The organism is Rodentibacter rarus (genome assembly GCF_001998965.1).
GTDB lineage: Bacteria > Pseudomonadota > Gammaproteobacteria > Enterobacterales > Pasteurellaceae > Rodentibacter > Rodentibacter rarus.
In genome coordinates this window covers 38,678-57,796 of sequence record NZ_MLHJ01000013.1, presented here as the reverse complement: position 1 = coordinate 57,796, position 19,119 = coordinate 38,678, and the positions used below count along the sequence as shown (strand labels likewise).

The following is a 19,119-nucleotide window of genomic DNA, read 5'->3' as shown; positions in this document are numbered from 1 at the left end:
CAGGGGAAGGCAAGGTCAATTTTTTAATAGTTATCCATTTCTTACTCTAACGCTTCAATCAGTATTTGAAGAGAATGTTTTCGCATTTTTTGTTTATAACGCTTTATAATTCTATGACATAGAGTACTTGTTGCTTGTTTGGATTTCGCATTTTCCCCCTTCCGCCCTTTGGGTACCTTCCCCCGCAAGCAGGGGAAGGCAAGGTTAATTTTTTCTCACTCTAACACTTCAAGCAATGCTTGTACGGGATGTTTTAGCACCCTTTGTTCATAACGCTTTACTTGGCTGCGGCATGAATAACCGGTGGCTAAACAAAAGTGTGGATCTTTTCCGTGAAGTTTTTTGCCCCATGAAATAGCGTAAATGTCACGGCTCATGGTTTGGTTTTGTACTTCGTGACCAAATACGCCCGCCATACCACAACAGCCCACTTTTTCAACGGTTAATTGTTGTCCGAATTTTGCAAAAATCTGTTGCCATTCTTTTGGACTGTTTGGCATAAAGGTGGATTCCGTACAATGGGGAAAGAAATGCCAATCAAAAGTGCGGTCAGTTTTTGGTATGTTTTCTAATGTGCCTAAATCAATCTGGTTTTTGAGCCACTCGTGAGCGGTCAGAACATGGAAATCGCCCCGTTGTGCTTGTAATACCTCTTTATATTCATCACGGTAGGAAAGCACAATAGCGGGATCGACCCCCACCAACGGCACACCCAATTGGGCAACCCGATTAAGCAATTCCGCTTGGTTTTTTGCGGTTTTCGCAAAACGTTTCAAGAACCCTTTCACATGCATGGCTTTGCCATTGGGTTTGAAAGGAAGAAGAATTGGGTTAAAGCCCAGTTTTTGTGCGAGTGCTACGAAATCCCGTACCACTTTTGCATCGTAATAAGAGGTATAAGGATCTTGGACGATCAATAACATTTTCGCTTTTTCCACGGCGTTTAACTGTTCTAAGGCTTCCAACGGTTTGCCCTGATAGCCGACTTCCACAAGTTGTTGTTGTAAATTTGGGGTGGAAAGGAGCGGTAAATCTGTCATGCCAATGGTTTTTTCTACTAGCTTTTGGGTGGTTTTTAACCGAGTAAAATAATTAAAAAATTTGGCTTGTTTCGCCATATAAGGGGCGGCAAGTTCTAAATTCGCCACAATATGATCTTTTACCGGACGCAAATAACGGCGGTGGTAAAAATGGAAAAATTTTGCACGGAAACTTGGCACATCAATTTTGATCGGACACTGACTGGCACAGGCTTTGCAGGCAAGGCAGGTTTCCATTGCGGCTTTGACTTCGTGGGAAAAATCATATTCTCCCCGCCATTTTTGCAGGCTATGACGGATTTTGGCGACAAGTGCGGTCAATTTTACGTCATTTTTTTGAAAATCAAGTTGTTCCGGCGAGATGTTTTCATTGGCTAATAAACGCAACCATTCCCGCACCATCGCAGCCCGCCCTTTCGGGGAAAACACACGGTTTTTACTCACCTTCATTGATGGACACATAATGCTGTGTTCATCAAAATTAAAACAAAGCCCATTGCCGTTGCAATGCATTGCACCTTTAAATTCATCCCGTATTTGAACCGGAATTTGGCGATCATAGTCAGCCCGCATTGGCGATAAAATGGAATAGAGTTCATCTTCAGAACCTAACGGCGTGCAGATTTTCCCCGGGTTTAGGCGATTGTGAGGATCAAATAAGAATTTGATGTAACGGAGTTCATTCCATAATTCCGGTGTGAAGAATTTTTCGCCGTAATGAGAACGCACGCCTTTGCCATGCTCCCCCCACAGTAAACCACCGTATTTCACTGTCAGCTCTGCCACTTCATCGGAAATCTGTTGGAAAAGTTTAACTTGTTCTTTATCGCATAAATCCAACGCAGGGCGAACATGTAGCACACCGGCATCCACATGACCGAACATACCATATTGTAAATGGTGACGATCTAATAACGCTCGAAATTCGCTGATGTAATCGGCAAGATGTTCTGGTGGCACGCAGGTATCTTCCACAAAAGGAAGGGGTTTGGCCGGTCCTTTGGCATTGCCGAGTAACCCAACGGCTTTTTTACGCATGGCATAAATGCGTTCGATAGAAGGAAGATCATGGCAGATTTGATAGCCAATAATCTGATCCTGCTGTTGGGCGATTTTTTCATCTAATGCTTGACAAAGTGCGGTCACTTGGCGATGGATTTTTTCTTGATGATGGCCGGCATATTCCACAATATTTAAACCCAAAATCGGGTTGTTTTCTTCCTCTGTTAGCAGGTCGCTAACCGAATGCCAGATAATATCTTGTTTGGCGAGGTCTAAAACCTTGGAATCAATGGTTTCCACTGAAAGGGCGTTGGTTTTCACCATAAAAGGGGCATTGCGTAGTGCCGCATCAAAAGAACGATACTTTATATTAATGAGGGTGCGGTATCGCGGAATAGGTAAGAGATTGAGCTTGGCTTCGCAAATAAAGGCTAGGGAGCCTTCAGAACCGGTGAGCAAACGAGTGAGATTAAATTCACTTTCATCTTCATTGAACACATTTTTTAAATCATAACCGGTTAAAAAACGATTGAGTTGCGGTAAATCGTTAATGATATTTTCACATTTTTCTTTGCAACGTTGTGCAATGGTTTGATGCAGGGTTTTAGCGGTTTCAGTCAATCTAAGGGAATCAATATTATCAAAAATAGCCTGAGAATTGACCGCACTTGTATCCAAAACTTCGCCATTCATAAGAACTGTGCGCAATGCCAACACGTGATTTGAGGTTTTACCGTATTGGAGCGAGCCTTGTCCAGAGGCATCGGTGTTAATCATTCCGCCTAACGTGGCACGATTGCTGGTGGAAAGCTCCGGGGCAAAGAATAAACCATAGGGTTTTAAAAATTGATTGAGTTGATCTTTCACGACACCCGCTTGCACACGCACCCAGCGCTCTTCAATGTTCAGTTCTAAAATGGCTGTCATATGGCGGGACATATCTACAATAATATTGTGATTAAGAGATTGTCCGTTCGTTCCTGTCCCCCCCCCACGAGGTGTGAAAGTGAGGGTTTGATAGGCTGACTGATTAGCTAGTTTAGTGAGCCTTACAACATCTGCCACGGTTTTCGGGAATAAAATCGCATGAGGTAGTTGCTGATAGACACTATTATCAGTCGCAAGGCTTAAGCGATCAGCATAATTGGTGGCGATATCACCTTCGAAATGTTGTTTTTGAAGCTCGGTGAGATAGCATTGAACAATTTCATCAACTTGCGGTACTCGAGAAAGGCGGGGTAACATAGTTTCACTCAAAAAATAATACAAAAAAAGAACGGAGAAATGATATATGATACAGGCGAGAATGTCGATTTTTAAGGTACGAAATTCAGTGGAATACGCTTTATCTCATTGAAATGAAAATAATTATTAACAATTGGTGAATGGTCGTTCATTTTTAGACTTATTTGTGTATAAAATAGACAATAATTATAAAAATAATTTGATCTTTGGTTTTTTTGTAGGATAATAGCGCCACTTTTGAACGTTCCTTTGGCGACACAAAGGAATTGAATTTGTCAAAAGTTGGTAACGATAGGGCAAATTCAAAACCCTAGTTAAGCAATGCTTGGAAACTGTTTTGACTAGAAAGTTCAAAAATTTTCAAGTAAGGAAACTTTTATTATTAACGATGACTAAATAGAGGACATCAAAATGAAAAAAACTGCAATCGCATTAGTAGTCGCTGGTTTTGCAGCTGCTTCTGTAGCTCAAGCGGCTCCACAAGAAAATACTTTCTACGTCGGTGCTAAAGCGGGTTGGGCATCTTTCCATGATGGTTTAAAACAATTTGACTCTAAATATGGAAATGATTTCGGTGTTAACCGCAACTCTGTGACCTACGGTGTATTTGGTGGTTACCAAATCTTAAACCGTGACAACTTAGGTTTAGCTGTTGAATTAGGTTACGATGATTTTGGTCGTGCTAAATTCTCTAAAGGTGACAAAGTGATGTCAAAACACACTAACCACGGTGCACACTTAAGCTTGAAAGGTAGCTATGAAGTGTTAGAGGGCTTAGATGTTTATGGTCGTGCCGGTGCTGCTTTAGTACGTTCTGACTACAAAAATGCTAAAGGTATCGCTGCAGCCGACAGTGCTTGGGATGGTGTTCGCGCTCACAGCTTAAAAGTATCTCCTGTATTTGCAGCGGGTGTTGAGTATGCATTACCTTCATTACCTGAGTTAGCATTACGTGTTGAATATCAATGGTTAACTTCTGTTGGTAAAGATAACAAAATCGCAGAAGGTGAAGACTATACTCCGTGGATTGGTTCTGTAACTGCAGGTTTATCTTACCGTTTTGGTCAAGGTGCTCCGGTTGTTGCACCTGAAGTAGTAAGTAAAACTTTCAACTTAAACTCTGATGTGACTTTCGCTTTCGCTAAAGCAAACTTAAAACCTGAAGCAAAAGCAACTTTAGATGGTATCTACGGTGAAATTGCACAAGTAAACAGCGCTAAAGTAGCAGTTGCCGGTTACACAGACCGTATCGGTAAAGATGCAGCAAACTTAAAATTATCACAACGTCGTGCAGATTCTGTGGCGAACTACTTAGTATCTAAAGGTGTTGCCGCACAAGATATCACTGCAACCGGTTACGGTGAAGCAAACCCAGTTACTGGTGCAACCTGTGATGCGGTTAAAGGTCGTAAAGCGCTTATCGCTTGTTTAGCACCGGATCGTCGTGTTGAAATCGCAGTTAACGGTACTAAATAATTTCATTTAGTTATCCATTAGCGGATTAAACGGAAAGACCTAAGCCTCGGTTTAGGTCTTTTCTTTTATCTAAATAGAGAAAGGCTCTCTCATTTTTTAATTAAGTAGGAACATTATTATGAAAAAATGGCTTGTAATTATCCTTGTTGCTGTTGTTGCGGGGTTTACTTTAATGTCGAGTTATAACGGATTGGTTAAAGCGGAAGAAGAAATTGATTCAGTATGGGCAAATGTGGAATCTTCTTATCAACGCCGTGCCGATCTTATTCCTAATTTAGTGAATACAGTGAAAGGTCAGGCAAATTTTGAACAACAAACCTTAACCAATGTAATCGAAGCGCGTGCAAAAGCGACACAAACGAGAATTGATCCTGCCAATATGACAGAAGAACAACTTGCACAATTTCAACAGGATCAAAACCAAGTAGGATCCGCATTATCCAGATTGCTTGTTACCGTTGAACAATATCCTCAATTAAAAGCGCATGAAGGCTTTATGAATTTACAAGCACAATTAGAGGGAACTGAAAACCGTATCAATGTTGCTCGTAATAAGTTTAATGATGCGGCTCGTATTTATAACCAAAAGGTGCGCCAATTCCCGACAAAATTTGCCGCATTAATCTTTGGGTTTAAAGAAAAACCTTATTTTAAATCGGCCTCCGGCGCTGAAAATGCCCCGACTGTGAATTTTAATTAAGGTTGCTATGATGAGATTCTTTTCAAGAATTCCGGTGGATAAAAAACAAATAGAGGCGGCGATTAGCCGCCTTGAAAATGAAAGTTCGGCAGAGTTGCGTGTTTATATTGAACGAAAACTGCCTAAATCTTCTGCAGGGATGTCTGCCATAGAACGCGCTTTACAGGTGTTTAACGAACTTGAAATGGATAAAACTTCTGCACAAAACGCAGTGTTGATTTATGTGGGATATAAAGATCACCTTTGTGCAATCATTGGCGATAAAGGGATTCATCAATTTGTTGATGAGGCTTATTGGCAGAGGCAATGTGATCTTATGATCGAACAATTCAAAGAAAAAGCCTATACAAAAGGGATTGTAGAGGCTATTGAGCGAATTACTGATACGTTGAAAATCCATTTTCCGATTCAACCGAATGATAAAAATGAATTACCTAATGAGGTGATCATTCATGGCTAAACTGTTGCAACACTTGAAAAGTGCGGTTGTTTTTGGGCTTATTTTTTGGGGATCGTTGGTTTTTGCTGCACAGTTCCCTGCAACACCCAATCCTTTTCGTTATGTGAATGATTACACTAATACGCTCTCGCCACAACAGCAGCAAGTGCTTGAAAATAAATTAGTGGACTATGGCAAGGCGACCAGTTCACAAATCGCTGTTGTTATCATTCCTACTACGGCTGAATATGAGATTGCAGATTACACCTTTGCTTTAGGCGATAAATGGGGAATTGGGCGTAAGCAATTGAATAATGGCGTATTAATGCTGATTGCCAAAAAAGATCGTAAGGTATTTATTGCTACCGGGCAGGGATTAGAAGGCGTATTACCCGATGCTTTTTTATCCCAGGTTATCCGTCATACCATTTTACCGCAATTTAAACAGGGTCAGTATGCACAAGGGATTAACGATGGGTTAAATGATATTATTGCTGCAAGCCAAGGGGAATATGGTGCTTATCAAACGGAAGAAAGTGAATTTGACCAATATATTCCTTTCCTTATGGCGTTGGTATTTATCGCCTTTGTCGTGTTTGGTGAATATCAATTCCACAAAGATGAAATTTACATTAGCCCAAATCAGCGTGATCAATTAAATCGCATTGTGCGTCAATCGACATTATCCCGTCGTCGTAGAGGCGGCTCCGGTTTTGGTGGAGGATTTGGTGGTAGCTCATCGGGTGGCGGTTTTGGCGGTGGCGGATTTGGTGGCGGTGGTGCCGGCGGGAGCTGGTAAATCCGACATAATAACTCAGCTTCTCATTGGTGATACTGAGAACTTATGCTAGAATGCGCCTTTCTATTGTTATGGGGAACATTATGGAAACCTTAGATAAAATCAAAAAACAAATTAGCGAGAACCCAATTTTAATTTATATGAAAGGTTCACCTAAGCTGCCTTCTTGTGGTTTTTCTGCGCGTGCTGCAGAGGCATTAATCAACTGTAAAGTGCCTTTTGGTTATGTGGATATCCTCCAACATCCGGATATCCGTGCTGAATTACCGGCTTACGCAAATTGGCCGACTTTCCCACAATTATGGGTTGAAGGAGAACTCATTGGAGGATGCGATATTATGTTAGAAATGTATCAATCCGGTGAGTTACAAACCTTATTAACTGAAGTTGCCGCAAAACATAAAGCTTAATTCTATTGTTGAAACCCGCTTGTGCGGGTTTTATTTTGCCTAAATTTTGTGATCAGGTTAGCATTTTTCTTTTAAAATGCTTGTATATCGTAACAAGTTTATATAGACTCTTGCCCATTAGTCGGGGTGCCTATCATTGGCTGAGAGAGACCCGTGAACCTGAAACAGATAATGCTGGCGTAGGAAACTAATTCTTTTCATTAGACTGTTTCGCATTTTTATAAGGACAGCATAATGAAAAAAACACTCTTCATTTCAACCGCACTTTTTTTTGCTTCAAACGTTTTTGCTCAAACCACACAACCCCTAACCGTTTACACTTACGACACTTTTAGTGCCGATTGGAGTGCCGGTCCAAAGGTAAAAGCAGGTTTTGAAAAACAATTTCCTCAATGCCAATTAAATTATGTGGCTTTTGATAATAGTGGTACATTATTTAATCGTGTTCGTTTGGATGGAAAAAAAATTAAAGCGGATATCGTATTAGGGTTAGATAATTACCAAATAGATGAAGCCAAGAAATTAGCCATTTTTGAACCGAACCAAGTAGATCTTAATAAATTGGATTTACCGCTCAAATGGGATGATCGCACGTTCTTGCCTTTTGATTTTGCAAAATACGCCTTCATTTATGATAAAAATAAATTATCCCATCCACCGAAAAGCCTAAAAGAATTAGTCGAACGTAAAGATTTGAAGGTGTTGTATCAAGATCCGCGAACCAGCAGTATTGGTCGTGGTTTATTACTTTGGGTAAACACACTCTATCCGCAAGCAGAAGCACAAAATGTATGGAAAACCTTGTCAGAACACACGGTCACGATTACAAAAGGATGGACTGAAGCCTACGGTGCATTTTTAAAAGGTGAAGGAGATCTTGTACTCAGTACCAATACTTCACCAATTTATCATCTTCTTTCCGAACAAAAAGACAACTATATGGCAACGGATTTTTCGGAAGGTGGCATATTGCTAGTGGAAGTAGCGGCTAAAGTGGCAAATCGTCATAATGCCTGTGCCGATTTTTTCTTAGATTATTTAGTTTCACCCGAAGCGCAAGCGAACATTGCAAAACATAACGTGATGTTACCCGTCATTGATAGCCCTATCGAAAGCCATATTGACGCACTAAAAAAACATACCCAAAATTCGTTGATACTGGATACCTCAAAGATTACCGGTGAACAATTAAAAATTTGGATCAATCAATGGCAAAAAGCACTGTCTAAATAGTGATTGAAATGATGTCACGCTTTTCTCATCCGCATTTTCGCCCTCGTCATTATTTAGGGGGGAGTGCGGTCATTTTTTTTATCGTTTTGCTTTATAGCACCTCGCTTTACGAAATTTTTTCAGTAGGAGGTGATTACTCGTGGGAAGATTTCAAACAAGATGACTATGTACACCAAGTTATCACCTTTAGTTTCGGGCAAGCTTTTTTGTCCGCATTTCTTTCTCTATTCATTGGTGTGTTATTCGGGCGTGCTTTTTTTTATCAATCTTTTCCAGGGAAATCGGTTATTCAACGTTTATTTTCCCTGACGTTTGTGCTGCCCTCACTGCTTGTGATTTTTGGTTTGTTGGGTATTTATGGCACAGCAGGCTGGTTTAGCCGTTTCATTTATTGGCTGGGAATAGATTGGAAACCGACCATTTACGGTTTAACCGGTATACTTATCGCACATCTTTTTTTTAATATTCCTCTTGCCGCCAGAATGGCACAGCAAGCCTTGCAAAGTATTCCCTCAGAACAACACCGCCTTGCGGCACAATTAAATCTTCGAGGTTGGCAATTTTTTCGCTTAATTGAATTCCCTTATTTAAAAAGCCAGCTTTTGCCGGCTTTTGTTTTGGTTTTTATGTTGTGTTTCACTAGTTTCGCTATTGTGCTTTCGCTTGGGGGAGGACCACAAAATAGCACCTTAGAAGTCGCTATTTACCAAGCGATTTTCTTTGAGTTTGATTTACCAAAAGCCGCCTTATTTGCATTGATTCAATTTATCTGCTGTTTTGTACTATTCGGCATATCGCAATTTTTTTCCACCCCACCGGAAACCGTTGTTTCTCAACGCTATATTTGGGTTAACCGACCCTCAAGTGCGGTCAAAATTTTACATATTTTTATTTTAGTTTCCGTGTGTTTATTCATTTTGATGCCGTTGATCAATATTATTGTGGAAGGGATAAGTGCACCACAATGGTTGACTTTCTGGCAAGATCCGCAATTATGGAAAGCATTAATTTATTCCCTTTCAATTGCACCGACCTCAGGTGTATTATCCATCGTCTTTTCTTTTTTCTTACTTTTACTTTCCCGACAATTGCAATGGCTTCATTTCCCCCTGCTCGCAACACTTATTCAAAGTGGTGGAATGATGATATTAGCCATCCCGACTTTAATTTTAACCGTAGGGTTATTTCTAACTTTACAAAATATGAATTTTACCCCGGCACATTTATTTGTGATTGTCGTGCTGTGCAATGCTTTAGCGGCTATGCCTTTTGTTATTCGCATTTTAAATCCCCCAATGGTACAAACCATGCAGTATTATGAAAAGCTTTGTTTATCCCTTGGTCTTAAAGGTTGGCAACGTTTTAAACTCATCGAATATCCGTTACTCAAAGTGCCATTAAAATATGCGTTTGCTTTAGCAACCACTTTTTCTTTAGGCGATTTTACGGCTATTGCATTGTTTGGTAATCCTGATTTTACTTCTTTACCGCATTTACTCTATCAACAAATTGGGCAATATCGGAGTCAAGAAGCCGCGATTACCGCATTCATTCTCCTCAGTTTATGTATCGGATTTTTCTTGTTTATTGAACGCAATAAGGTGAATTATGATTAAATTAAAACAAGTTATCTTTAATTATCAATCTATGCCAATGATGTTTGATTTACACATTCAAGCACAAGAAAAAATTGCGATTATTGGTGAAAGTGGCGCAGGCAAAAGCACTCTATTGAATCTTATTGCTGGATTTGATTATGCCAATAGCGGGGCAATTTGGCTCAATGGTGAAAACCATACGCATACTGCCCCTTACGAACGCCCCGTTTCAATGCTATTTCAAGAAAATAATTTATTTACCCATTTGACGGTGGCAGAAAATATCGCACTAGGCTTAAAACCGAATTTATCGTTATCTGTTGAAGAAAAAATTCGAGTGGAACAGGTGGCAAGTGCGGTGAATTTACAGGATTTTTTAAGGCGAAAATCCACCGCACTTTCAGGCGGGCAAAAACAGCGGGTGGCATTGGCTCGTTGTTTATTACGTGATAAACCGATTTTATTATTAGATGAACCTTTCTCTGCACTTGATCCGCAATTACGTATGGAGATGTTAAAGTTGATTGACCAGTTATGCGATGAAAAAATGCTAACTTTACTCCTCGTTACACATCAGCCGAAAGAATTAGAAGGGCATATTGATCGTATTATCCCTATTCATCAAGGAAAAAATTTATAGGAAAAAGAATGACCAACATCCAATCCGTTCAATTAAATAGTATAACCCCACATCCTTCCATTGAATATTGGTCGGTTTGCAAAGTCGAGGCATTATTTGAAATGCCATTTTTAGAATTAATTTACCGTGCCGCCCAAGTTCATCGTGAGCACTTTAATCCGCAAGTCATTCAACTTTCGACCTTAATGTCGATTAAAACCGGTGGTTGCCCAGAGGATTGTGGCTACTGTCCACAATCAGCCCGTTATCAAACCGGTGTGCAAAATCAGCAATTATTAGAGATTGAGGAAATTGTTGAAAAAGCGAAAATTGCAAAATCCCGTGGTGCGGCTCGTTTTTGTATGGGGGCCGCATGGCGGGGTCCGAAGCCAAAAGATATGGAAAAAGTGACGGCTATCATTAAAGCGGTGAAAGCATTGGGGCTGGAAACTTGCGGTACTTTTGGGCTATTGCAAGAGGGCATGGCAGAAGCGCTTAAAGAAGCGGGATTGGATTATTACAACCATAATCTTGATACGGCTCCGGAACATTATCAACAGGTTATCGGAACACGCCGATTTGATGATCGCCTAAGCACTTTAGGAAAAGTACGAAAGGCAGGGTTAAAAGTGTGTTGTGGTGGCATTGTTGGTATGAATGAAACACGCAAAGAACGTGCGGGATTAATTGCAAGCCTTGCAAATTTAGACCCTCAACCTGAATCGGTACCGATAAATCAATTGGTGAAAGTAGAGGGAACGCCGCTTGAAAATGCTGTTGAGCTGGATTGGACGGAGTTTGTGCGAACGATTGCCGTTGCACGCATTACTATGCCAAAAAGTTATGTGCGTTTATCTGCCGGTCGCCAAGGAATGGCAGAAGAAATGCAAGCCATGTGCTTTATGGCGGGGGCAAATTCCATTTTTTACGGTGATAAATTACTGGTAACCGATAACCCTGAAGAAGATGGCGATCAGCGTCTTATGGCAAAACTGGATCTTGAGCCGGAAACAGAAGACAACCGTTGGGCGTTGGAAAAATAAAGCGAACAAAAAACAACGTTGTGCAACTGTTGAGTAATACCGATTTATAACTAAAGTGCGGTCAAAATTAACCGCACTTTTGAGTGATGATAACACTAAAAGTCTTTTTAGAGTTTGCTACAAATATCCCGATTAATTTTCACAAATTCATCCCATTCATAAAGATGAGATAAATATGTTTTGTAATAATCTTCTACGCGACAGACAAGCGGTCTATTTGCGTAAATATTACACAAATTTGTTTCAAGATTGAAATATTGGCAAATGCCGTCTCCCCGATCTAAAAAAGCGGTTTTCTCGCTTAAATTTACTCGCTGACAACATTTGCCACACGCCGTACAAGGAAAAGACATCACCAATCAATAGACTTCTTATCCGGATTTTTCACATCTTCCAGCATTTGTCTGGCTTGGGTCAAAGGTGATTTCTCTGCGATATGAAGAATCCCTCCTAAAGACATATTGATTATCTGTAAATCTCCTGTTTCAAGTCCTTTATCCAAAGCTTTAAACATTTCATTGAGTATCGTTCGGCGTTCACTAAAGGTTTCTTTTAAATATAATTCCAGAATATCTTTTTGAGCCTTAATACGTGCCAAATTTACATCTCTATCGGAACGAATCTCTTCTCGGTTTGTCCTCTCTCGTTGTTTAACATTTTGACATTGTTTGTAACAATCTAATAATTGCTGATACGCATTTTTTGTATCCAATGTATTACTTGCAATTTTTAATGCGGAGGGGAGGAGTGCTGTAGGTATCATTTTTTATCTCCATAAGTTAAAAAGCCTGTTGAAGAAACCGCTTTGTTAATTCTTTCAGATAGATCTGAAACAGGATTATCATCAGTTGTTAAAATTGGGGTATCCAATAGCATTTTTAACGCTTTTCCTAATGCGAGCATTTTTTCAATTTTAGCTTCACTTTCATAAACAGATGTGACTTTTGCCTCTTCAAAACGTTGAACCATATTTAAGATGATATTTTCCATTTCTTTGGCGTTAGTTCTCACTCCTTTTAGATAAACTAATGAGGTGTCAATTTCTGCAACCGCTTTATCCACTTTAGCTTCATAGTTATAGGCTTTTGTAACCTGTTCCTCGGCTTTACTTGCCATTATAAAGCCACCAATGGCGAGTGCCGGACCCAATACCGCCCCTCCTAAAACTGCCACTCCGCCAGCCATACCTAATCCGCCTGCGGCTAATGAACCTCCGCCTAAATAAGCTAACGTTGCACTTTTTGCTGCTGCCCCCGATAACGCCGAAATAGCTGTACCTGTTGAGGCAGTGCCGACAATCCCCACTGTTCCATAGGCGGCCAACCCTGTTAGTGCTCCACCAACCGCAGATGAGCCTATTGTTTTATCCAATTCAAGTGCGACAGAAACCATTTTTTCCATTTCTTTTAAGGTAATAGGGTTAATCATTTGATCAAACCCTTGTAATTTTGCTGTCGAATTCCCTTTTAATTTTTTACAAAAATCGACTAAAAATTTAAATTGATGATGAAATACATCAACTTTTGCTTTACCTAATGCTTCTAAAGCGGCATTCGTATTTTTACGAGCTAAGTCTAAATTACCGATTGCTTCTTCGTGCTTTCGTTGAGCTCGTTTACCGATTCTCTCTGCTCGATCAAAATCTTCTTTGGCATCTAAGCCTTTTTTGACACCTAATGCGCCTGCTGCTACCGCAACTGCACCAATAATGAACGGAATAGCCATAATAAAACCCTCATATTAATTTAATGAATCATCCCTAACTAAAAATTAGAGTCTAATAATTTTTATTCAAATTAGATTGAATAAAGATGGATAATTAAAGTCTATCAGTCTGATTTTATTAGAAAAATAACTATAAGAATAAACGATTAAAGAATGTCAACTTTAAAGTGAGTAAAAAGTTAAATATTCTTTTTTGATGTTTAGAATAAATTAAATCTAGAAGAAAGGTTCTGTAAGATATGATAAAAAATAGATTTTTTAGAAAAGAAAGATAATTATTGATTGATTGATTGATTGATTGATTGATTGATTGATTGATTGATTGATTGATTGATTGATTGATTGCATAAGTGATTTTACTAAAAAGAAAATTATAGGGGAGATTTTACTCAGATTTCCTATAACAGGCAAGATAATACCGGAAATAAAAGTGCGGTTGATTTTAACCGCACTTTGAATGAGGCAAGATTTCTTGCCTATTTTAAATGGCGCTCTTGATGACCTGTGTAGATTTGTCTTGGACGGACAATTTTTAGGTGTTCTTCGTTCATTTCTTTCCAGTTAGCAATCCAACCGACTGTTCTGCCTAGGGCAAAGATGACGGTAAACATTGACACTGGAATACCAATGGCTTTTAAAATAATGCCGGAATAGAAATCCACATTTGGATAGAGTTTGCGTTCAATAAAATAAGGATCGCTTAGCGCAATGCGTTCAAGCTCCATAGCGACTTCTAATAATGGCGTGTTAATGCCGAGTTCTTGTAAAACTTCGTGGCAGGTTTCACGCATCACTTTGGCACGAGGATCGTAGTTTTTATACACTCGGTGCCCAAACCCCATTAAGCGGAACGGATCATTTTTATCTTTCGCTTTGGCGATAAATTCCGGAATGCGATCTACTGTGCCGATTTCTTCTAACATTCTTACACAGGCCTCGTTCGCACCGCCATGGGAGGCTCCCCATAAAGAGGCAATTCCTGCTGCGATACAGGCAAAGGGATTTGAGCCTGAGGAGGCGACACTACGTACTGACGAGGTGGAGGCATTTTGTTCGTGATCAGCGTGTAAAGTAAAAATCCTATCCATAGCTCGTTCTAACACTGGGTTAACGACATAAGGTTCACAGGGGGTGGCGAACATCATATATAAGAAGTTACCCGCATAGGAGAGGTGATACTGTGGGTACATAAATGGGCGACCAATACTATATTTGTAGCACATTGCCGCCAAGGTTGGCATTTTTGCCAATAAGCGAATGGCTGTGCGATCAGTATCTTTGTCTGATTGGAAATCATCATTGTAGAATGCGGCTAATGCACTACTTGCCGCACACATGACCGCCATTGGATGGGAATCGCGACGGAAACCTTGGAATAAGCGGGTAAATTGATCGTTTACCATATAATGTGCGCAGATTTCTTTTTTGAACTCGGTGAGTTGTTCTTCTGTTGGCATTTCGCCTTCTAACAATAAATATGCAGTATCAAGATAAGTCTTATTAAAGGCTAATTCATCAATTGGATAGCCGCGGTGTAATAAAATGCCTTGATCGCCGTCAATGTAGGTAATGCTGGATTCACAAAGTGCGGTGGAGGTTAACCCCTGATCGTAAGTAAACAAACCTTGTTTTTGCAAGGTTTCTACACCGATTGCATTATAGCCTAAAGTGCCCTGGTAAACTGGTAAGGCAATTTTACGACCATCACTTAAATGAAGTTCTGCGGTTAAAGTTGGATGTAAGTTTGGCATATTAAGTCTCCTTATTTACGTTTGTGTTTGCAGTTATACTGCTGTTTGGAAAATTAAACCGTTAACTTTGTTAGAATAGTGGTCGATTTGATCGAAATTCATATAGCGATAGGTATCGTCTTTATCCACTTCAAGACTTTGCACATATTGCAAATATTCTTCCGGTGTTGGAATGCGACCCAGTAAGGCACAAACAGCGGAAAGTTCTGCTGAGGCGAGATAAACAAATGCTCCTTTACCCATTCGATTTGGGAAGTTACGGGTGGAGGTGGAAACGACTGTTGCACCATCTGCCACTCGTGCCTGATTACCCATACAAAGTGAACAACCCGGTACTTCAATGCGCGCACCACTTTTGCCGTAAATACTGAAGTAGCCTTCATCACTTAATAGGTTCGCATCCATTTTGGTTGGCGGTACAACCCATAGGCGGGTTGGAATCATTCCTTGGTGTTGATTGAGTAATTTACCGGCAGCACGGAAATGCCCGATATTCGTCATACAAGAACCAATAAAGACTTCATCGACTTTATCACCCTGTACCTCTGATAAGAGGCGGGCATCATCAGGATCATTTGGCGCACATACAATAGGCTCTTTGATGTCGTTGAGATTAATTTCAATGATTGCTGCATACTCTGCATCTTTATCCGCTTCCAACAATTGTGGATTAGCGAGCCAATCTTGCATTGCTTTAATTCGGCGCTCAAGCGTTGTTTTATCGCCATAACCTTCAGCGATCATCCATTTCAGTAGCACAATATTAGAATTGAGGTATTCAATAATCGGTTCTTTATTGAGTTTTATGCTACAAGCAGCAGCGGAGCGTTCCGCTGAGGCATCAGAAATTTCAAAGGCTTGTTCAACTTTTAGGTGTTCCAGTCCTTCAATTTCGAGGATTTTTCCAGAGAAAATATTCTTTTTGCCAGCCTTTTCTACAGTGAGGAGACCTTGTTGAATTGCATAATAAGGGATAGCGTGAACTAAATCCCGTAGTGTAATGCCCGGTTGCATTGTTCCGGTGAAACGAATAAGTACGGACTCAGGCATATCCAATGGCATAACGCCTGTGGCTGCGGCAAATGCCACTAATCCGGAACCCGCAGGAAAGGATATACCAATTGGAAAACGGGTATGAGAATCTCCTCCAGTACCTACGGTATCCGGCAATAACATACGATTTAACCAAGAATGGATCACGCCATCACCGGGACGTAATGAAACGCCGCCTCGATTCATAATGAAATCTGGTAAGGAATGGTGAGTTATCACATCTACCGGTTTTGGATAAGCAGCTGTATGGCAAAATGATTGCATCACTAAATCAGCAGAGAAACCTAAGCAGGCTAAATCTTTTAATTCATCACGAGTCATTGGTCCCGTAGTATCTTGTGAACCAACACTGGTCATTCTCGGTTCGCAATACTGTCCGGCTCGAATACCCGTTACTCCGCAGGCTCGCCCTACGATTTTTTGGGCAAGGGTAAAGCCCTTATTATTTTCATTAGAGACTTGTGGTTTGGCAAAAATATCGTTTTCCGGTAATCCTAACTCTACTCGAGCCTTGTGAGTTAAGCCTCGCCCGATGATCAATGGAATGCGCCCACCCGCTCTCACTTCATCAAGTAATACATCCGTTTTAAGCTTAAAGGTTGACAGCACCTCGTCTGTATTGTGTTTGCACACTTTACCTGCATAAGGGTAAATATCGATCACATCCCCCATATTAAGCCGGCTTACATCAAGCTCAATGGGGAGCGCGCCTGCATCTTCCATTGTATTAAAGAAAATCGGTGCAATTTTGCCGCCAAGCACAATGCCTCCGGTGCGTTTATTTGGAATATAAGGCATATCTTCGCCCATTAACCATAGCACTGAATTAGCGGCAGATTTTCGGGAAGATCCCGTTCCTACCACATCACCGACATAAACCAATGGAAAACCTTTTTGTTTTAATGATTCAATTTGTCTCATTGGACCAATAATACCTGCTTCATCAGGTTCGATCCCTTCTCTTGGATTTTTTAACATTGCCAATGCATGTAAGGGGATATCAGGACGTGACCAGGCATCTTGTGCCGGTGACAGATCATCCGTATTGGTTTCACCGGAGACTTTAAATACGGTATAGGTTAATTTTTCAGCTAATTGAGGTCGAGATAGAAACCACTCGGCATCAGACCAAGATTGTAAAATCTGTTTGGCATAAGGATTTCCCTGTTTGGCTTTTTGAGCAACATCGTAGAAATTATCAAACATTAATAAGGTGTGAGATAAAGCCTCTACAGCCAATGGAGCGAGTTTGTCAATGTCTAGCGTGTCAATTAGCGGTTCGATATTATAACCACCCTGCATTGTACCTAATAATTGCACAGCTTTTTGGGGCGAAATCAATGGTGATTGGGTTTCTCCCTTAACTAAATCTGATAAAAAAGCCGCTTTTACATAGGCAGCTTCATCAACGCCTGTGGGAATGCGACTTTCAAATAATTCAACTAATAGATTTTGATTTTCTGGCGGTGGGTTTTTTAGTAGCTCGACCAATTCTACAGTTTGCTGAGCATTGAGTGGAAGGGGTACGACCCCTTGAGCTGCCCGTTGGGTAACGTGAGTTTGGTATTCAGTTAAAAACGACATAGGCGATCTCCGTCTGAATGAAAAATAATAGAGAGTAATAAGTAAAGATTCAGTAAATTCATCATCATAGAAAAACAATAAAAAATAAATTGTTTTACATATTGTTCACAATATCTTGGGCGAACTCTGTAGTAGAACGCAATGTCGCATTTTCCAATGTTTCGGCTAAATCCGAGGTGACGGTTTTATTAGCAATGGTTTTCGCTACCGCTTTTACGACTAAATCAGCCGCTTCCGTCCAACCCAAATGGCGTAGCATCATTTCACCGCTCAAAATAATGGAACTCGGATTGGCTTTATTTTGCCCTGCAATTTTAGGTGCGGTGCCATGAGTGGCTTCAAAAATTGCTGCTTCTATGCCAATATTGGCACCGGGTGAAATACCAATACCGCCAACTTGAGCCGCCAGAGCATCGGAGATATAGTCACCGTTCAGATTCAAGGTCGCAATCACATCGTAATCTTTAGGGTGTAACAGCACTTCCTGTAAAAATGCATCGGCAATACAGTCTTTTATGATAATTTCCCGTCCGGTTTTTGGGTTTTTCAATTTGTGCCAAGGACCATTATCAATCATTTCAGCCCCCAACTCCTGTGCGACTTGATACCCCCATTCTTTAAATGCCCCTTCGGTAAATTTCATAATATTACCTTTATGCACTAAAGTGAGTGAGCGGCGATCATTATCAATCACATATTGTAATGCGGAACGTACTAGGCGCTGCGTCCCCTCTTTTGAGACCGGCTTAATGCCAATACCGCATTGCTCTGTGAAACGAATTTTTTTCACCCCCATTTCATTACGTAAAAATGCAATGACTTTATCCGCTTCTGCGGATCCGGCTTGCCATTCCACGCCGGCATAAATATCTTCCGAATTTTCACGGAAAATGACCATATCAACAAATTCAGGGTGTTTGACCGGGCTTGGTGTACCATCATAATAACGAACCGGACGCAAGCAGTTATACAAATCCAATTCTTGTCGCATCGCAACATTTAATGAACGAATACCTCCGCCCACCGGGGTCATCAATGGACCTTTAATCGCAACGTGATATTGCTTAATGGCATTTAATGTATCCTTTGGTAACCAGGTATTTTCACCATAAACTTGGTTGGCTTTTTCGCCGGCATAAATTTCCAACCAATCAATTTTACGTGTTTCCCCATAAGCTTTTAATACTGCTGCATCAATGACTAAACGCATCGCAGGCGTAACATCTACACCGATGCCATCACCTTCAATAAATGGAATGACCGGATGATTGGGTACATTGAGGGAGCCGTCTTGATTAAGTGTAATAGCTTGACCGTTAATGGTTACTACTTTGTGTTGCATAATGTCACCTCATCGATTTGAGTTAGAGATTCATTGAGGATAAATTTTCCTCAACTGAGA

The 19,119-nt window shown here is 40.5% G+C and carries 16 protein-coding genes and 1 riboswitch; of the genes, 9 read left to right on the top strand and 7 right to left on the bottom strand.

Annotated elements, in window-relative coordinates; all coding sequences use genetic code 11:
• Positions 1-215: 215 nt before the first annotated feature.
• On the bottom strand, positions 216-3,287 hold the full coding sequence (ydiJ, locus tag BKK50_RS02195; protein WP_077414891.1) for a D-2-hydroxyglutarate dehydrogenase YdiJ: 3,072 nt from the start codon (positions 3,285-3,287) through the stop codon (positions 216-218).
• A gap of 411 nt (positions 3,288-3,698) precedes the next feature.
• On the opposite strand from ydiJ, the gene ompA reads away from it, so the two are divergent.
• The 9 genes from ompA to bioB all read left to right on the top strand — a co-directional run bounded on the left by ompA (position 3,699) and on the right by bioB (position 11,604).
• Positions 3,699-4,763: a porin OmpA gene (gene ompA / locus BKK50_RS02190; RefSeq protein ID WP_077414889.1), complete on the top strand. Its 1,065-nt coding sequence runs from the start codon at positions 3,699-3,701 to the stop codon at positions 4,761-4,763.
• Between the two features lie 118 nt (positions 4,764-4,881).
• Positions 4,882-5,463: a LemA family protein gene (locus tag BKK50_RS02185; RefSeq protein WP_077414887.1), complete on the top strand. Its 582-nt coding sequence runs from the start codon at positions 4,882-4,884 to the stop codon at positions 5,461-5,463.
• Between the two features lie 10 nt (positions 5,464-5,473).
• Positions 5,474-5,923 (top strand): TPM domain-containing protein, encoded by a 450-nt coding sequence (locus BKK50_RS02180; protein WP_077414885.1) that lies wholly within the window; start codon positions 5,474-5,476, stop codon positions 5,921-5,923.
• Positions 5,916-6,701, top strand: a complete 786-nt coding sequence (locus tag BKK50_RS02175; protein WP_077414883.1) for a TPM domain-containing protein — start codon at positions 5,916-5,918, stop codon at positions 6,699-6,701. Before BKK50_RS02180 ends, BKK50_RS02175 begins: the two co-directional genes overlap by 8 nt.
• An 83-nt stretch (positions 6,702-6,784) precedes the next feature.
• On the top strand, positions 6,785-7,111 hold the full coding sequence (gene grxD / locus BKK50_RS02170) for a Grx4 family monothiol glutaredoxin (protein WP_077414881.1): 327 nt from the start codon (positions 6,785-6,787) through the stop codon (positions 7,109-7,111).
• Between the two features lie 112 nt (positions 7,112-7,223).
• Positions 7,224-7,314: riboswitch (TPP riboswitch) on the top strand.
• 31 nt (positions 7,315-7,345) lie between these two features.
• Positions 7,346-8,344: a thiamine ABC transporter substrate binding subunit gene (gene thiB / locus BKK50_RS02165; RefSeq protein ID WP_077414879.1), complete on the top strand. Its 999-nt coding sequence runs from the start codon at positions 7,346-7,348 to the stop codon at positions 8,342-8,344.
• An 8-nt stretch (positions 8,345-8,352) separates the two neighbouring features.
• Positions 8,353-9,960 (top strand): thiamine/thiamine pyrophosphate ABC transporter permease ThiP, encoded by a 1,608-nt coding sequence (gene thiP, locus BKK50_RS02160; protein WP_077414925.1) that lies wholly within the window; start codon positions 8,353-8,355, stop codon positions 9,958-9,960.
• Positions 9,953-10,582, top strand: a complete 630-nt coding sequence (gene thiQ, locus BKK50_RS02155; RefSeq protein WP_077414877.1) for a thiamine ABC transporter ATP-binding protein — start codon at positions 9,953-9,955, stop codon at positions 10,580-10,582. The genes thiP and thiQ overlap by 8 nt, the downstream gene beginning before the upstream one ends.
• An 8-nt stretch (positions 10,583-10,590) precedes the next feature.
• On the top strand, positions 10,591-11,604 hold the full coding sequence (gene bioB, locus BKK50_RS02150; RefSeq protein ID WP_077414875.1) for a biotin synthase BioB: 1,014 nt from the start codon (positions 10,591-10,593) through the stop codon (positions 11,602-11,604).
• Positions 11,605-11,711: 107 nt separating this feature from the next.
• Here bioB and BKK50_RS02145 read toward each other — a convergent pair whose 3' ends face one another.
• The 6 genes from BKK50_RS02145 to icd form a co-directional block, all read right to left on the bottom strand.
• Positions 11,712-11,957: a YkgJ family cysteine cluster protein gene (locus BKK50_RS02145; protein ID WP_077414873.1), complete on the bottom strand. Its 246-nt coding sequence runs from the start codon at positions 11,955-11,957 to the stop codon at positions 11,712-11,714.
• Positions 11,957-12,367 carry a hypothetical protein gene (locus BKK50_RS02140; protein ID WP_077414871.1) on the bottom strand — a complete coding sequence of 137 codons (411 nt, stop codon included), beginning with the start codon at positions 12,365-12,367 and terminating at the stop codon, positions 11,957-11,959. The genes BKK50_RS02145 and BKK50_RS02140 overlap by 1 nt, the downstream gene beginning before the upstream one ends.
• Positions 12,364-13,329 carry a hypothetical protein gene (locus BKK50_RS02135; RefSeq protein WP_208606190.1) on the bottom strand — a complete coding sequence of 322 codons (966 nt, stop codon included), beginning with the start codon at positions 13,327-13,329 and terminating at the stop codon, positions 12,364-12,366. Before BKK50_RS02135 ends, BKK50_RS02140 begins: the two co-directional genes overlap by 4 nt.
• A gap of 476 nt (positions 13,330-13,805) precedes the next feature.
• Positions 13,806-15,080, bottom strand: a complete 1,275-nt coding sequence (locus BKK50_RS02130) for a citrate synthase (protein ID WP_077414869.1) — start codon at positions 15,078-15,080, stop codon at positions 13,806-13,808.
• A 33-nt stretch (positions 15,081-15,113) separates the two neighbouring features.
• A complete protein-coding gene (gene acnB, locus BKK50_RS02125; RefSeq protein WP_077414867.1) occupies positions 15,114-17,717 on the bottom strand; it encodes a bifunctional aconitate hydratase 2/2-methylisocitrate dehydratase in 2,604 nt (867 codons plus the stop codon).
• Positions 17,718-17,811: 94 nt separating this feature from the next.
• Entirely contained in the window at positions 17,812-19,059 is a 1,248-nt protein-coding gene (gene icd / locus BKK50_RS02120) for an NADP-dependent isocitrate dehydrogenase (RefSeq protein WP_077414865.1), read from the bottom strand.
• Positions 19,060-19,119: the final 60 nt, after the last annotated feature.

Excerpts from the sequence above, each read along its gene's own strand:
- ydiJ (WP_077414891.1), bottom strand. The coding sequence starts at position 3,287 with ATGTTACCCCGCCTTTCTCGAGTACCGCAAGTTGATGAAATTGTTCAA.
- ompA (WP_077414889.1), top strand. The coding sequence starts at position 3,699 with ATGAAAAAAACTGCAATCGCATTAGTAGTCGCTGGTTTTGCAGCTGCT.
- BKK50_RS02185 (WP_077414887.1), top strand. The coding sequence starts at position 4,882 with ATGAAAAAATGGCTTGTAATTATCCTTGTTGCTGTTGTTGCGGGGTTT.
- BKK50_RS02180 (WP_077414885.1), top strand. The coding sequence starts at position 5,474 with ATGAGATTCTTTTCAAGAATTCCGGTGGATAAAAAACAAATAGAGGCG.
- BKK50_RS02175 (WP_077414883.1), top strand. The coding sequence starts at position 5,916 with ATGGCTAAACTGTTGCAACACTTGAAAAGTGCGGTTGTTTTTGGGCTT.
- grxD (WP_077414881.1), top strand. The coding sequence starts at position 6,785 with ATGGAAACCTTAGATAAAATCAAAAAACAAATTAGCGAGAACCCAATT.
- thiB (WP_077414879.1), top strand. The coding sequence starts at position 7,346 with ATGAAAAAAACACTCTTCATTTCAACCGCACTTTTTTTTGCTTCAAAC.
- thiP (WP_077414925.1), top strand. The coding sequence starts at position 8,353 with ATGATGTCACGCTTTTCTCATCCGCATTTTCGCCCTCGTCATTATTTA.
- thiQ (WP_077414877.1), top strand. The coding sequence starts at position 9,953 with ATGATTAAATTAAAACAAGTTATCTTTAATTATCAATCTATGCCAATG.
- bioB (WP_077414875.1), top strand. The coding sequence starts at position 10,591 with ATGACCAACATCCAATCCGTTCAATTAAATAGTATAACCCCACATCCT.
- BKK50_RS02145 (WP_077414873.1), bottom strand. The coding sequence starts at position 11,957 with ATGTCTTTTCCTTGTACGGCGTGTGGCAAATGTTGTCAGCGAGTAAAT.
- BKK50_RS02140 (WP_077414871.1), bottom strand. The coding sequence starts at position 12,367 with ATGATACCTACAGCACTCCTCCCCTCCGCATTAAAAATTGCAAGTAAT.
- BKK50_RS02135 (WP_208606190.1), bottom strand. The coding sequence starts at position 13,329 with ATGGCTATTCCGTTCATTATTGGTGCAGTTGCGGTAGCAGCAGGCGCA.
- BKK50_RS02130 (WP_077414869.1), bottom strand. The coding sequence starts at position 15,080 with ATGCCAAACTTACATCCAACTTTAACCGCAGAACTTCATTTAAGTGAT.
- acnB (WP_077414867.1), bottom strand. The coding sequence starts at position 17,717 with ATGTCGTTTTTAACTGAATACCAAACTCACGTTACCCAACGGGCAGCT.
- icd (WP_077414865.1), bottom strand. The coding sequence starts at position 19,059 with ATGCAACACAAAGTAGTAACCATTAACGGTCAAGCTATTACACTTAAT.